This is a genomic window from Citrobacter farmeri (assembly GCF_019048065.1).
In the GTDB taxonomy this organism is placed as follows: Bacteria; Pseudomonadota; Gammaproteobacteria; order Enterobacterales; family Enterobacteriaceae; genus Citrobacter_A; species Citrobacter_A farmeri.
Genome location: NZ_CP077291.1, coordinates 3,283,029 through 3,295,917, shown reverse-complemented (window position 1 = coordinate 3,295,917; position 12,889 = coordinate 3,283,029). Strand labels below are relative to the sequence as shown.

12 protein-coding genes are annotated in these 12,889 nt (G+C 53.2%); 3 read left to right on the top strand and 9 right to left on the bottom strand.

Annotation, left to right across the window (positions count from 1 at the left end):
• Positions 1-24: 24 nt before the first annotated feature.
• The 8 genes from rna to citC all read right to left on the bottom strand — a co-directional run bounded on the left by rna (position 25) and on the right by citC (position 7,684).
• Positions 25-831, bottom strand: a complete 807-nt coding sequence (gene rna, locus I6L53_RS15570) for a ribonuclease I (RefSeq protein ID WP_042320743.1) — start codon at positions 829-831, stop codon at positions 25-27.
• A gap of 111 nt (positions 832-942) precedes the next feature.
• Positions 943-2,406: a citrate/succinate antiporter CitT gene (gene citT / locus I6L53_RS15565; RefSeq protein WP_042320739.1), complete on the bottom strand. Its 1,464-nt coding sequence runs from the start codon at positions 2,404-2,406 to the stop codon at positions 943-945.
• Positions 2,407-2,431: 25 nt separating this feature from the next.
• Complete coding sequence (gene citG / locus I6L53_RS15560) at positions 2,432-3,340, bottom strand: triphosphoribosyl-dephospho-CoA synthase CitG (RefSeq protein WP_042320736.1); 909 nt, start codon at positions 3,338-3,340, stop codon at positions 2,432-2,434.
• Positions 3,312-3,863, bottom strand: a complete 552-nt coding sequence (citX, locus tag I6L53_RS15555; protein WP_042320732.1) for a citrate lyase holo-[acyl-carrier protein] synthase — start codon at positions 3,861-3,863, stop codon at positions 3,312-3,314. Before citX ends, citG begins: the two co-directional genes overlap by 29 nt.
• A gap of 3 nt (positions 3,864-3,866) precedes the next feature.
• The gene (gene citF, locus I6L53_RS15550) at positions 3,867-5,399 is read right to left on the bottom strand and encodes a citrate lyase subunit alpha (protein ID WP_042320731.1); all 1,533 of its coding nucleotides are present in this window, start codon (positions 5,397-5,399) and stop codon (positions 3,867-3,869) included.
• A gap of 10 nt (positions 5,400-5,409) precedes the next feature.
• On the bottom strand, positions 5,410-6,318 hold the full coding sequence (citE, locus tag I6L53_RS15545) for a citrate (pro-3S)-lyase subunit beta (RefSeq protein WP_042320728.1): 909 nt from the start codon (positions 6,316-6,318) through the stop codon (positions 5,410-5,412).
• Positions 6,315-6,611: a citrate lyase acyl carrier protein gene (citD, locus tag I6L53_RS15540; RefSeq protein ID WP_042320725.1), complete on the bottom strand. Its 297-nt coding sequence runs from the start codon at positions 6,609-6,611 to the stop codon at positions 6,315-6,317. The genes citE and citD overlap by 4 nt, the downstream gene beginning before the upstream one ends.
• The gene (citC, locus tag I6L53_RS15535; protein WP_042320723.1) at positions 6,608-7,684 is read right to left on the bottom strand and encodes a [citrate (pro-3S)-lyase] ligase; all 1,077 of its coding nucleotides are present in this window, start codon (positions 7,682-7,684) and stop codon (positions 6,608-6,610) included. The genes citD and citC overlap by 4 nt, the downstream gene beginning before the upstream one ends.
• 390 nt (positions 7,685-8,074) lie before the next feature.
• On the opposite strand from citC, the gene dpiB reads away from it, so the two are divergent.
• Positions 8,075-9,736, top strand: a complete 1,662-nt coding sequence (gene dpiB / locus I6L53_RS15530) for a sensor histidine kinase DpiB (RefSeq protein WP_042320721.1) — start codon at positions 8,075-8,077, stop codon at positions 9,734-9,736.
• Positions 9,705-10,382 (top strand): two-component response regulator DpiA, encoded by a 678-nt coding sequence (gene dpiA / locus I6L53_RS15525; RefSeq protein WP_042320718.1) that lies wholly within the window; start codon positions 9,705-9,707, stop codon positions 10,380-10,382. The genes dpiB and dpiA overlap by 32 nt, the downstream gene beginning before the upstream one ends.
• A gap of 55 nt (positions 10,383-10,437) precedes the next feature.
• Here the strand turns inward: dpiA and dcuC are convergent, their stop codons facing one another.
• A complete protein-coding gene (gene dcuC / locus I6L53_RS15520; protein ID WP_042320716.1) occupies positions 10,438-11,823 on the bottom strand; it encodes an anaerobic C4-dicarboxylate transporter DcuC in 1,386 nt (461 codons plus the stop codon).
• 443 nt (positions 11,824-12,266) lie between these two features.
• On the opposite strand from dcuC, the gene pagP reads away from it, so the two are divergent.
• Positions 12,267-12,845, top strand: a complete 579-nt coding sequence (pagP, locus tag I6L53_RS15515) for a lipid IV(A) palmitoyltransferase PagP (RefSeq protein ID WP_042320715.1) — start codon at positions 12,267-12,269, stop codon at positions 12,843-12,845.
• Positions 12,846-12,889: the final 44 nt, after the last annotated feature.

The window sequence follows — 12,889 nt, the reverse complement described above, 5'->3', positions numbered from 1 at the left end:
CGGATTTCGCGCCGGGACAGTGAATCAATAACCCGCCTTGTCGATGATAAACTGTTTACCGCAGTTCCCCGGATGAGGTTGCGGGGCGAACGAGTCGGCGGAGAGCGGCGCGTTGATGGTACTGGCTTTCAGCGAGAACTGGATCTCCGTCAGGTAAGCCGGATTGCCGTGACAGTTCAGTTTGACCGCTTTGACAGCCTCTTTTCCCCAGCGTCTGGCAATCGTCGCATCGAAGGCGCGGCGACTCACACTCTTGCCGTAATTTTCACTGAGAAATGCCCCTAACTCGCTGGCCTTGATCTCTTTGTTCAACCGCACCATCGTCCCGAAGTACGTATCCGGGTCGAAGCCAAAGCAGGCGCCGTGTTTTGCGTATTCATAGCGTTCGAGGCAAGAGCGCCCGCCCGCTCCCGGCATCACGTCACTGAGTTTGGCGGCGGTTTCCAGCGAAAGCCCTGTTTCTGGCGCGGAACATTTACGACTGGCTCGAGCCTCCGGTAGATTAGGGATCGGACGCGTGGCGCAGCCAAAGCGCATCCACCGGCGTTCATCCACCCCGCGCGACGCGATGGATTTCGGTAACCCTGGCCACAAACCGTGAACGGTCAGGAAATCGACGTTGTCCGTGACCTCTTTTTGCAGGCGACACTCATCAGGCTCGCGGCGATCGCGCTCATGCTGACTCTGGCAAAATCCCGTTTGCCAGGAGAGCGCCAGCACATAACGGTCAAAATCGCCGTACTGCGTTGCCTGTAATTCGTTAGCGATTGCCGAAGAAAGGGGGAGGAGTGAGGCGGCGAGCCACCCCCATTTTTGCCAGGTCGGTTTCATGATGATTCTGAACTTATATAAAATCTGAATAGTATCTATTTAACCATAAAAAAAGCCCGCGAGGTGTGTTTACCCCGCGGGCCTTGATCAATTCAGCGTTTTACGCCAGGACTAGCTCCACATCGCCAGAATCGGCCAGCCTACCAGCAACAGCATCGCAATGTAGATCACCCCGAAGATAGCGCCAAGACGCCAGTAGTCTTTGGATTTTACATAGCCACAGCCGTAGATGATCACCCCTGGGCCTGTGGCGTATGGCGTCAGACAACCCATAATCCCGATGGACAACACGAGCAGGATACACAGGTGTTCCATCGGCACACCCGGAATACCTTTACCGATCGCCAGAATCACCGGCAGCATTGTCGCCGTGTGCGCCGACAGACTGGCAAACAGGTAGTGAGCAAAATAGAACACCAGCACCAGCACAATCACCGTCGCGTTAGGCGAGAAACCTTCCAGATGGGTGCTCATCGTGCTGGCGAACCAGTCGATAAAACCGGAACGGGTTAACCCGTTTGCCATCACCACAAGGGTGGCAAGGTTCACCAGCGTGTTCCAGGCACTATTGTATTTGGTAATGTCTTTCCACGGCACCACGTGCAGCGCCAGCATCAGAGAAACGGCTAACAAACCGACGGCGGTGGCGTCGATCACCTCACCGCCGAAGACCCACAAAGCTAAACTCAGCAGAACCAGACCGATCAGCGTCCACTCTTTGCGCGACAGGGTGCCCATCGTTTTGAGTTCATCACCCGCCCAGGCGGCGACTTCTGCGCTGTGTGTGACTTCTGGTTTGTAGAGAACATAAGAGAGCCACGGCGCAACGATCAGCAAAATGATACCGACCGGCAGGAAGCTGAGGAACCACTGCAGCCAGCTGATCTGCACACCGGCGATTTTGCTGACAAACTCCAGGCCCAGCACGTTTGGTGCCGCACCCGTGACGAACATCGAAGAACTCAGGCTGGTACTGATGACCATCATCCACATCAGGTAACCGCCGATACGACGCGCAGACGGATCGTTCGGGAACGATTTAAACAGCGGCGGCAGGTTTTTGATCACCGGGAATACAGTGCCACCGGTACGCGCGGTGTTAGACGGTGTAAACGGTGCCAGCAGAATGTCGATGATGACAATGGCATAGCCCAGCGTCAGGGTACGTTTACCCATGAATTTCACCAGGAACAGCGCGATGCGACGGCCAAGGCCGGTGACTTCGTAGCCAAGGGCGAAGATGAATGCACCGAACACCAGCCAGACGGTGGTACTGGAGAAACCTGCCAGACCCCATTTAAGCGCTTGCTTACCGGCATCAAAGGTGGGATCTGCCAGCTCTTTGGCATCAAACAGCAGATAGTTGCTGCCAATGACGCAGATGGTCACGGCGATGAAGCTGATTGCGGTAGCCGGAATGGGCTCCAGAATCATGCCGACGATCATCGCCACGAACACGGCGAAGTAGTGCCATGCCTGAGGGGGCATGCCATCCGGGACAGGGATAAGAAACATGACGCCCATCACTATCAAGGGGGCAAACAACTTCCATATACTATCTTTCGATAAAGACATAAGTGATTCTCCGGAAAGGATCTTTTCAATAATTGTGTAAATGTTTAACTTGAGAAATCTGGGCTAAAAACCACGTTACGATCAGCAGATCGGCACTGCCGCCAGGACTGAGATTGCGTTCAATGCAGTGGCTGTCGAACTGATGCAGATGATTGAGATCGGCGGGGGTTCGGATGCCCCCTTGTTGTAACAATGCGTTTGCCTGTTGCTGTATCCAGCGCAATCCTGCCGCGCCGCCGCGAGAGGCAACGTTGGTGTCGCCGTTGAGCGCAATCAGCAGGAGTAAGGTGTCCAGGAGTGCCAGCTCGGGGTCGCGTCCTTCGGCTAACAGGGTGCGATAGTGTGGAAGCGCATGGCGGATAACCAACGGATATCCCGCTTCGGCTTCGCCACGTGCGCCGGTTAAGCCCAGTTGCTGATAAAGTCGCTGGCCTGCCGTGATTTGTTGGTTGTTATTGCGCAGTTCGCGCTCGGTCAGACCGCGGCAAAAGCTGGCGGCGGTGGTGCAGATCGTTTCCGGTGTAACAGATTGCTTTTGCTGGTGTAGACGGCCAATGGCGGCACACAGCAGGCCGAGAGAAAAAATGCTGCCTTTGTGGGTGTTCACGCCCGCCGTGGCGCGAAACATATCGGCTTCACAGGCCATGCCTAACGGGCGTAAGCCGTTTAATACGGCGTCGGCCGGCATCTGTGCACAGCATGCGCCGTATTCAATAAAACGCGGCAGCCAGGCCTGAATCGCCAGCGCGCTGCGGTGAAAATCCGTCAGCGACATGTCTTTATGGGCGCCGCAGTTCAGACGATCGACCAGCCCGGGTTTTGGCGACAGGTTGACTTCCGTCAGCATTGCGCGCCATGCCAGATGACCGTACGCGTCGCACAGCGTGCGGGGAAGGGCTGTGGTTTCAATGGCCATATTGGGAATCGGCAGCATGTAGCAGCGCCTCCATGTGGGTGAGCAGATCGGAGAGCGTATGGGTTTTCCCACGCGCGCATTCCGCAGCGCTCTGTTCGCACAGCAGGCAACGGCGGGCGGGAAGCGCGAAATGGCGGCGGGAGAGAATTTCGCCTCCGGGAGTGAGGACATCGATGTCCCACAAACGGCCCAGAGGATGGGTTTGTTCGAGCTCAATGGTTGCGAGCTTGATGTCACGGGCCGGAGCCTCAATTGAGAGCATACCTTCCGGCCCGCATGCTGAGGCCAGTGCAGCCTGCTCCCTGATGTGCCAGTCCGCCTGGGTCGCCAGCGTATGCAGGGCGGTCACACCGTGATTAAAGAGACGACGGGTGAGTTCGCTATCTTTAATCGGGCCAGGCGCTACCACGGTAAAGGAGACCAGTGGAATGGGATGGCGCGCCAGCCAGACGTGTTGCCGAGCTTGTCGCTCATCCCGGCTGACAAGCAGCTCGGGAATTGAAACCGCGTGGCGGGTGGCCTGTTCAGGGAGCAGGTGCATGGCTTATTCCTTCACCTGATGAACAACGTCGATCACTGAACCATCGCGATAGCGCACGACGGCAATCACACGATCGGTGAATTCGATTGGACGAGGTTCGCCAGTGAGTTGTTGCGCACGTTCGCGTAACCACTCAATAGAGACGACTTTCATCCCCGCTTCTTTCAGGCGTTCTGCCAGTTCCGGGCGCGCCGGGTTCACCGCAATGCCATGATCGGTAACCAGAATATCGACGCTGGAACCCGGTGTGACACAGGTCAGCACGTTATCTACCAGCGTTGGAATACGACCACGTACCAGCGGTGCGACGATGATCGACAGTGCGGCGGCGACGGCGGTATCACAGTGTCCGCCGGACGCACCGCGAATGACGCCGTCAGAACCGGTCAGCACGTTGACGTTAAACTGAGTGTCGACTTCCAACGCACTCAGCACGACCACGTCCAGACGATCAACGGAGGCCCCTTTTGATCCCCAGTTGGCATACTGGTTTGCGCTGATTTCGATGTGATTCGGGTTGCGCGCCAGAGATTCAGCGGCACTGCGGTCGAAGCTCTGTACGTCCAGCAGTTTGCGAATCAAGCCTTTTTCATGCAGGTCGACGATGGTGGCAGTGATGCCGCCCAGAGCGAAATCCGCGCGGATATCGCGGCTGCGCATTTTGTCTTCCAGGAAGCGAGTGACCGCCAGTGAGGCACCGCCAGTACCGGTTTGCAGTGAAAAGCCTTCTTTGAAATAGCCGGAGTGGGCGATGACTTCCGCCGCGCTGCGGGCAATCAGCAGTTCACGCGGGTTAGTGGTCATTCGGGTGGCGTCAGCCCCGATTTTATCGGCATCACCGACCTGGTCTATTTGCACGATCAGATCGACCTGATCCTGGGGAATGCTGGCCGGGTTGTGCGGATAAGGCAGCAGTTGCTCCGTCAGCAGCACCACCTGGTTGGCGGTTTCAGCGTCAACGCGGGCATAACCGAGTGAGCCGCAGCATGCTTTACCGGTATAGCCATTGGCGTTACCGAATGGATCGCAGGACGGGACGCCGAGAAAAGCCACGTCAATGCTGAGCTCGCCGCTTTCTACCAGATGTACGCGCCCGCCGTGAGAGTGAACCTGAACGGGCTCTGCCAGCAGGCCGCGAGAAATCTCTTCTGCCAGCGGTCCGCGCAGACCGGATGTATAAATGCGGCTGACGACGCCGTGACGAATATGGTCGACCAGCGGCGCGTGGCAGTCACTCAGGGAGCTGGAGGCCAGAGTCAGGTTTTTAAATCCCATGCTGGCAATGGTTGCCATCACCAGATTGATAGTCAGGTCGCCGCCGCGGAACGCGTGGTGGAAGGAGATGGTCATACCATCCTGTAGGCCGGAACGGCGAATCGCCTCTTCAAGGTTTGCGCACAGTTTTTGGTCACGTGGTTTTTGTGCCTGCAGAGCCTGTTTCGCGGTGCTTGTATAGGTGGAAAGGTCGCTTTCAGCCTGGCGGCTCCAGGCCGCTACCCGTTCCTGTCGTTGAGACTGTTCGTTTTTCTGGGTCATTATTTTTGCCTTATTCTTCGCGGATGCCGGAAAGTTCTGCGCGGGAGAGCACCAGACGTGCGCGCTCAATCACCGGGCTGTCGACCATCTTGCCGTTCAGGGAGACCACCCCGAGACCTTCGCGGGCGGCGGCTTCTGCGGCTTCCACGACCAGACGCGCATGCGTCACTTCTTTTTGCGTCGGAGCATACAGGTTGTGCAGCAGTTCAATCTGGCGGGGGTTGATCAGCGATTTGCCGTCAAAGCCCAACTGTTTGATGTGGGAAGCTTCGTGCAGGAAACCCGCTTCGTTATTGGCATCGGAATAGACGGTATCGAACGCCTGAATCCCGGCGGAACGTGCGGCCTGCAAAATGGAGCAGCGGGCAAACAGCAATTCCGTGCCCTCTGGCGAGCGTTCTGTACGCAGGTTACGGACGTAGTCTTCCGCACCCAGAGCGATCCCGATTAGTCGCTCGGAAGCGTGGGCAATTTCCACCGCGCGGGTGATGCCTAACGGTGACTCAATAGCGGCCAGCAGACCCGTGCTGCCCGGTTCGCGACCGCAGGCTTTTTCAATACGCAGAATTTCGCTTTCGATATCGATAACATCTTGAGCGGTATCGGTTTTCGGCAGACGAACTACGTCAGCGCCGCCGCGAACGACCGCTTCCAGATCGTTGATCCCCCATTCGGAATCCAGTGCATTAACGCGCACAATGGTTTCGACGTCGTGATAGAGCGGATGCTGCAGCGCGTGGTAGACCAGGCGACGCGCGGTGTCTTTTTCACGCAGCGCGACGGAGTCTTCCAGGTCAAACATCAGGGCATCTGCCGGATAGATGAAAGAGTTGCTGACCATTGCGGCGTTGGCGCCGGGAACAAACAACATGCTGCGGCGAGTGCGCGCTTTGCGCTGTTGAAGAGATGCGGAAATCATTGGCGATCCTCCCAGGGCAGGGCCGGGATACCGCTGGCGCGAGCCAGTAATGCTTCCAGTCGTGCACGTAAAATGCAGTCCAGCGCGCCTTTATCATCGACATTCAATTGCACGCCGCGCACGTTATACTGCGCCAGAACATCCAGAATGGTGGCGCGAATGGCCTCGCCAAACTGTTTCTCAACGCTGCTGTTGATCTGCAGGTCAATATCCTGCGTATCGAGAGGGGCGATGCGTATCATCACATCACCGGACTCAAGTGTGCCTGCGACGGCAGCCTGGTTTATTTTCATTTTTCACCTGTTACTAATGCGGGGGTCTTTTGGCGGACTGTCGCGTGAGCGGGCGCACGTTCAGGCATGTTTTGCAGGTACTGCAAAGTGGCTGAAGGCACCAGCGACGCGATAGCCGTGAGATCTTTTTTCACGAGCAGTTTGCGCACCAGAGAGGCGGAGATCGGCGTCTCCTGGAAACACAATCGTTCTATTTCCACCAGTTCAATGGGCGGGGCGGGGAGGGTCGGCGTTTCCAGCCAGAAACGCATATCGTGGTTATACTGGGCGGTTACGCCGCAAAACGGTTCCGTGCCAACAAAGCGATGGGTGATCCCCAACGCGGGGGCCAGATACTGACGGAAAATTTTTAAATCGATTTCGGTGTAGCAGTGGTTGATGACGCTCTGCTCTTTGATGAAATAGCACGGGAACGTGGCACGCGAAATGATGTATTCCGAACCACGATGGACGGTGAGGTGCGCAATATCCGACGTGCCTTTAAGCACCAGATCGAGCCGGTCCTCATACGGGAAACGAGAGGTATCTTCTTTCACCAGAAACAAATGAAGCCAGTCACACTGCGCCGCCGCCTGTTGGATCAAATAGCGGTGGCCATTAGTGAATGGATTGGCATTCATCACGATGCAGCCGATTTTCTTGCCGTCATGATGCAGTTTGCTCAACGACTCCGCGTAGCGTTTCAGACGCGTAGTGCTGTTTTCCATCAGCACCATGATGCCTGGAACGCTGGTCAGCGTTGAAAATCCGCACTGCCTGAACAACGTTTCATACTCTGTTTTGGTATAAATGAAGAGATGCGTGCAGTGTCTTTCGTAGGCGAGATTGATCAGTTCCGTCGCCAGCGTGAGTGCTAACCCTTCACCGCGTACCGCTTCGCTAATGGCTACGCACTTAATGATATTTCCGGCGATACCGCCGCAGGCGATGAGTTTGTCGTCACGGGTAACGGTAATAAAAACTTCAACGGTGGTATCGACGCTCAAGTCATTCTCTTTCAGGAATTGCGTGATCGCCGCCATCTTTATATTTTCTGAGCGTTTGACGCGCGTGAACACATTATTACCAAACATAGTGGAAGAGTCCTGAAGATATATTGTTGTTGCCAGTTTTGTGTGTATGTTGTATGAAAATACGATTTAATAACGTTTTGTTTTCATTCCGGGAAAAAGACGAATTTGCAACGATCTATTTCTTTTTTTCCCGAATGCATACATCGTAAGGAGTATTTATGAGATAAATTTTGATTTATTTCACAAAGACTTAGATGGTTTTTATGGGTTTAATGGTTTTAAGTTTTTTAATTATTCTTATCGCAGATTGTGACGTGGCGTTAAGTGACTTAATTGATTTAACGTGATGAATCTGTAACGATCGCTTTTATTTTTTCGTGCGTGCTGATAAAACATTTTCATTACATTTGCTGGCGATCTATACCGAATAATGCCCATTGAGGAACAGTCATGTTGGTCCAAAAAAATAAAAAGCCGTTTTCTTTTTTTCGCCGACTGGCATTTCCGTTACGCATTTTTCTGCTTATTCTCGTTTTCTCGGTGTTCATTATTGCCGCATTGGCACAGTATTTTTCCGCCAGTTTTGAGGATTATTTGAGTACGCATGTCCGTGACATGGCGATGAATCAGGCGAAGATTATTGCCGCCAACGACAGCGTCATTGCGGCAGTGAAGGCTCGTGATTACAAACGGCTGGCAACCATTGCCGGTAAACTGCAGAGCGATACCGATTTTGATTATGTGGTGATCGGCGATAACCACTCTATCCGGCTCTATCACCCTAATCCGGCGAAAATCGGCTACCCGATGCAGTTCACTAAGCCGGGGGCGCTGGAGAAAGGGGAGAGTTATTTCATTACCGGAACGGGGTCAATTGGTCTGGCAATGCGGGCAAAAACGCCCATCTTTGATGACGGCGGAAACGTGATTGGGGTAGTTTCCATTGGTTATCTGGTCAGCAAAATTGACAGCTGGCGACTGGATTTCATTCTGCCGATGGCCGGCGTGTTTGTTCTGCTGCTGGTGGTACTGATGCTGCTTTCCTGGTTTTTTGCCACCCATATTCGTCGCCAGATGATGGGGATGGAACCGAAGCAAATTGCCCGGGTGGTTCGTCAGCAGGAAGCGTTGTTCAGCTCTGTTTATGAAGGGCTGATAGCCGTTGATCCGGACGGCTATATTACGGCTATTAACCGCAGTGCGAGAAAAATGCTCGGCCTGCGTTCTCCAGGTCGGCAATGGTTGGGCAAACCGATTCATGAGGTGGTGAATCCGTCGGATTTCTTTACCGAGCAGATTGCCGACAGGCGTGTGGACGCGATGGTGAACTTCAATGGACTGAGTGTTATCGCCAACCGGGAGGCAATCCGTTCAGGCGATGAACTGTTGGGGGCGATCATCAGTTTTCGTAGCAAAGACGAAATCGCCACGCTGAACGCGCAGCTGACGCAGATTAAGCAATATGTAGAGAGTCTGAGAACGCTACGACATGAGCATCTAAACTGGATGTCAACGCTCAACGGCCTGCTGCAAATGAAAGAATACGATCGGGTCAGGGAGATGGTGCAGGGAGAATCGCAGGCGCAGCAACAGCTGATCGACAGTTTGCGCGAGGCGTTTGCCGATCGCCAGGTAGCGGGCCTGCTATTTGGCAAAGTTCAACGTGCGCGCGAACTGGGTCTCAAAATGACCATCGTTCCCGGAAGTCAACTTCACCAACTGCCGGAAGGGCTGGACAGTACCGAGTTTGCGGCGATTGTCGGGAATCTTCTCGACAACGCGTTTGAAGCCAGTTTACGGACCGAGCAAGGGAATAAGGTCGTGGAACTGTACCTGAGCGATGAAGGCGATGATGTGGTGATCGAAGTTGCCGACCAGGGATGCGGTGTCCCTGAAGCATTGCGCGAAAAAATATTTGAACAAGGTGTAAGCACCCGTTCCGATGAGCCGGGTGAGCACGGCATTGGACTGTACCTGATTGCAAGTTATGTGGGGCGCTGTGGTGGAATGATTACTCTGGAAGATAATGATCCCTGCGGCACCTTATTCTCTCTTTTTATTCCGAAAGTGAAAAAGAACAATGACGGAACCATTAACCCTATTAATCGTTGAAGATGAAATGTTGCTTGCTGAGATGCATGCAGAGTACATCCGCCATATTCCTGGTTTTCATCAGATCTGGTTAGCCGGTAATCTGGCGCAGGCAAGAATGATGATTGAACGGTTCAAACCGGGTCTCATTTTGCTGGATAACTACCTTCCGGACGGGAAGGGGATCTCGTTGTTGCATGAGCTGACGGCGTCGCATTATCCCGGCGGGGTGGTCTTTACTACCGCCGCCAGTGATATGGAGACGGTGGCGGATGCTGTGCGCAGCGGAGCGTTTGATTATCTGATCAAACCTATCGCTTATGAGCGCCTGGGGCAGACGCTCACCCGTTACCAACAGCGCAGACGGATGCTGGCAGAAAACGACAGTGCCAGTCAGCGACAAATTGATGAGATGTTTAATGCCTACGCGAGAGGCGAGCCGAAAGATGAGTTGCCCACCGGGATTGATGCCTTAACGCTCAATGCGGTTAAAAAGCTGTTTGCTGACCCGCAGGTACAGCACACCGCTGAAACCGTCGCGCAGGCGCTGACCATCAGCCGTACAACTGCCAGACGGTATCTCGAATACTGCGCCAGTCGGCATTTGATTATTGCGGAAATTGTACACGGCAAAGTGGGGAGACCGCAGCGTATTTACCACGGTTAATAATGCGTATAGCCGGATGTGACGCATCGCGCCATCATCCGGCATTGGCCCTGAATCAGCCTCCCGTCACGGCGGAAGAGGAACCCGGAACCATCACTTCAGTCGCGATAATAACGATCAACAGCCCAACCATGACCGGTACGGATGTGCGTTTTACCACTTCGAACGGCGAGATTTTTGCCATTCCCGCCACCGCCACGACCACGCCGGAGACCGGGGAGATCGTACGGCCCAGGTTGGACGCCTGTAGCATTGGAATCGACAGATACGCGGGGTTGATCCCTGATGATTGCGCAAGCTTAGGAATCATTTCAACAAAGGCGTAGAACGGCGCGTTACCAGAGCCGGTGGTCATGGCTGCCAGCATAGTCAGAATCACCAGTACCAGCATAAGGATGATGCTCGCCGACCCAAACGAGGTGGCGATGGAGATCAGACTCTGGATGAAGCCAATTGTGCTCAGACCCTGCGCGAAAACACCTGCCGCGACTAACAGCATTACCACGTTTGCAAAAGCGTCGGCCATGCCGCGATACGCCACTTCCAGTCCTGAATACACCTTCTGAGTGTTGAAACCCCGGATGAATTCCAGCACCGCAGCAATAAGCATGCAGAGCACCAGAATCGTAATGATGTGCAGTTGTGGCCCCCACTTACCATCAAAAATCAGCACCCCGATAATCGGCGTAAACGGCAGAATGGCGTAAAACGCGGGTGCCGTGGTGGTGATTTCATTCACGTCGAGCATTTCGTGGGTCGCATTCTCTTTTTTATCCAGATAGCGCTGCCAGAAATAGTGCGCAATCGCCATCCCAACGATCGCCGCAATGGAGATGGGCAGCGTGGTTTTAAAGGCAAAATCGATCAACGGCATTTCAGCCGCTTTTGCGGCCAGCACCACATCACCTGAGGTGGGGGAAAGGATAATTGCCGCAGGCGAGGCACAGATGGCCGCTGCGGCCCCTCGGCTAATTCCCACGTTGACCATGATCGGGAAAAGCGTTGCCATCAATAACACGCCGAGTCCGGTGGCGGAAGATACGGCCAGGGACATCAGACAGGCGACAAAATAGGCGGCAATCATTAGCAGATAAGGTGAATTGATGTACTGCAAAGGCTTTGAAGCCAGTTTTACGACCATATCGTTCGCGCCGATGTGGGTCATGTAGGCGGCAAAACCGCAGAGCATCATGATCATCATACCGAGATCGCCACCACGGCTCATCAGCAGGATTTTGACGTACTCAACGATATCCGTTGCGGAATAGCCCGTAGACGTTTCGCTGGAGGGCAGCACTTTATGGCCCATCAGGGCGCTGATAATCAGCAGCACCAGGCCACCAACAAAGAGCACACCGGTTGCCGAATACCCTTTAATGATGTAGCGCGCTACACCCACAATAACTACAACTCCAATAAGGAGTTCGATAAAAGTCAACATTGTTTCCCCTGTCGCGTGGACACCAGAAGTAAAATTAAGAAAATGCTAAGTGTTGGGGTGAAAATGTGCCGAATAAGTGCCTGCTGCTTGCTGATTAAAATCAATAAACAGAACGATTAACTGTCGGCAAGCGGCTATTTTTACGTCAGGGGGATGAAGACGAAATAGTTTATTTTCATATTTTCTGAAATTTTTATGATTGTTTTATTTTTGTTTTGTTTGTGTTTTCTTATTGTTAATAACCGAGGGTTAAAGAGTGTTTTCACCGTGACCGAATGAAAATCATACAATATCTGACTGACCCTTCAGCGATAAATAACACTTCAAAGCATAAGGTTTAATGCGTGCGCTTAAAATCTTAGAACAATCTGATTCATGTCAGTGCGGCTGCTGTTAAGGTTTCATTCAAGTTATTTTTGGTACAATAAAAACTGATCTTAAGAATGGTAATAACTGTTGTGAGCACAACTAAAAAATTTTTTTTCCTTTTTTCATTTCTTTTTATTCAGTTAGCGATACTGCCGCATGCAGCGGGAGAAGAAAAAGGGTGGTTTAATACTTTTACAGACAATGTTGCCGAAACCTGGCAGCAGCCTGAACATTATGATTTGTATATTCCTGCCATTACCTGGCATGCGCGTTTTGCCTATGATAAGGAAAAAACCGATCGTTATAACGAGCGTCCGTGGGGCGGCGGTTTTGGTCAGTCGCGCTGGGATGAAAAGGGAAATTGGCACGGCCTGTATATTATGGCTTTTAAAGATTCATGGAACAAATGGGAACCGATTGGCGGTTATGGCTGGGAGGGTACCTGGCGACCGCTGCCGGATGACAAATTTCATCTGGGGTTGGGTTTTACCGCCGGCGTAACGGCACGTGATAACTGGAACTACATTCCGCTCCCTGTCCTGCTGCCGTTGGCCTCTATCGGTTACGGTCCTGCGACGTTTCAGATGACCTATATCCCCGGTACTTATAACAACGGCAACGTCTACTTTGCGTGGATGCGTTTTCAGTTCTGAGCCTGGTGGTGGCAGAAAATTTTATATAAAACAGAGTGATATAA

Excerpts from the sequence above, each read along its gene's own strand:
- dcuC (WP_042320716.1), bottom strand. The coding sequence starts at position 11,823 with ATGTTGACTTTTATCGAACTCCTTATTGGAGTTGTAGTTATTGTGGGT.
- citD (WP_042320725.1), bottom strand. The coding sequence starts at position 6,611 with ATGAAAATAAACCAGGCTGCCGTCGCAGGCACACTTGAGTCCGGTGAT.
- citX (WP_042320732.1), bottom strand. The coding sequence starts at position 3,863 with ATGCACCTGCTCCCTGAACAGGCCACCCGCCACGCGGTTTCAATTCCC.
- citT (WP_042320739.1), bottom strand. The coding sequence starts at position 2,406 with ATGTCTTTATCGAAAGATAGTATATGGAAGTTGTTTGCCCCCTTGATA.
- citG (WP_042320736.1), bottom strand. The coding sequence starts at position 3,340 with ATGCTGCCGATTCCCAATATGGCCATTGAAACCACAGCCCTTCCCCGC.
- citF (WP_042320731.1), bottom strand. The coding sequence starts at position 5,399 with ATGACCCAGAAAAACGAACAGTCTCAACGACAGGAACGGGTAGCGGCC.
- citE (WP_042320728.1), bottom strand. The coding sequence starts at position 6,318 with ATGATTTCCGCATCTCTTCAACAGCGCAAAGCGCGCACTCGCCGCAGC.
- dpiA (WP_042320718.1), top strand. The coding sequence starts at position 9,705 with ATGACGGAACCATTAACCCTATTAATCGTTGAAGATGAAATGTTGCTT.
- citC (WP_042320723.1), bottom strand. The coding sequence starts at position 7,684 with ATGTTTGGTAATAATGTGTTCACGCGCGTCAAACGCTCAGAAAATATA.
- dpiB (WP_042320721.1), top strand. The coding sequence starts at position 8,075 with ATGTTGGTCCAAAAAAATAAAAAGCCGTTTTCTTTTTTTCGCCGACTG.
- rna (WP_042320743.1), bottom strand. The coding sequence starts at position 831 with ATGAAACCGACCTGGCAAAAATGGGGGTGGCTCGCCGCCTCACTCCTC.
- pagP (WP_042320715.1), top strand. The coding sequence starts at position 12,267 with ATGGTAATAACTGTTGTGAGCACAACTAAAAAATTTTTTTTCCTTTTT.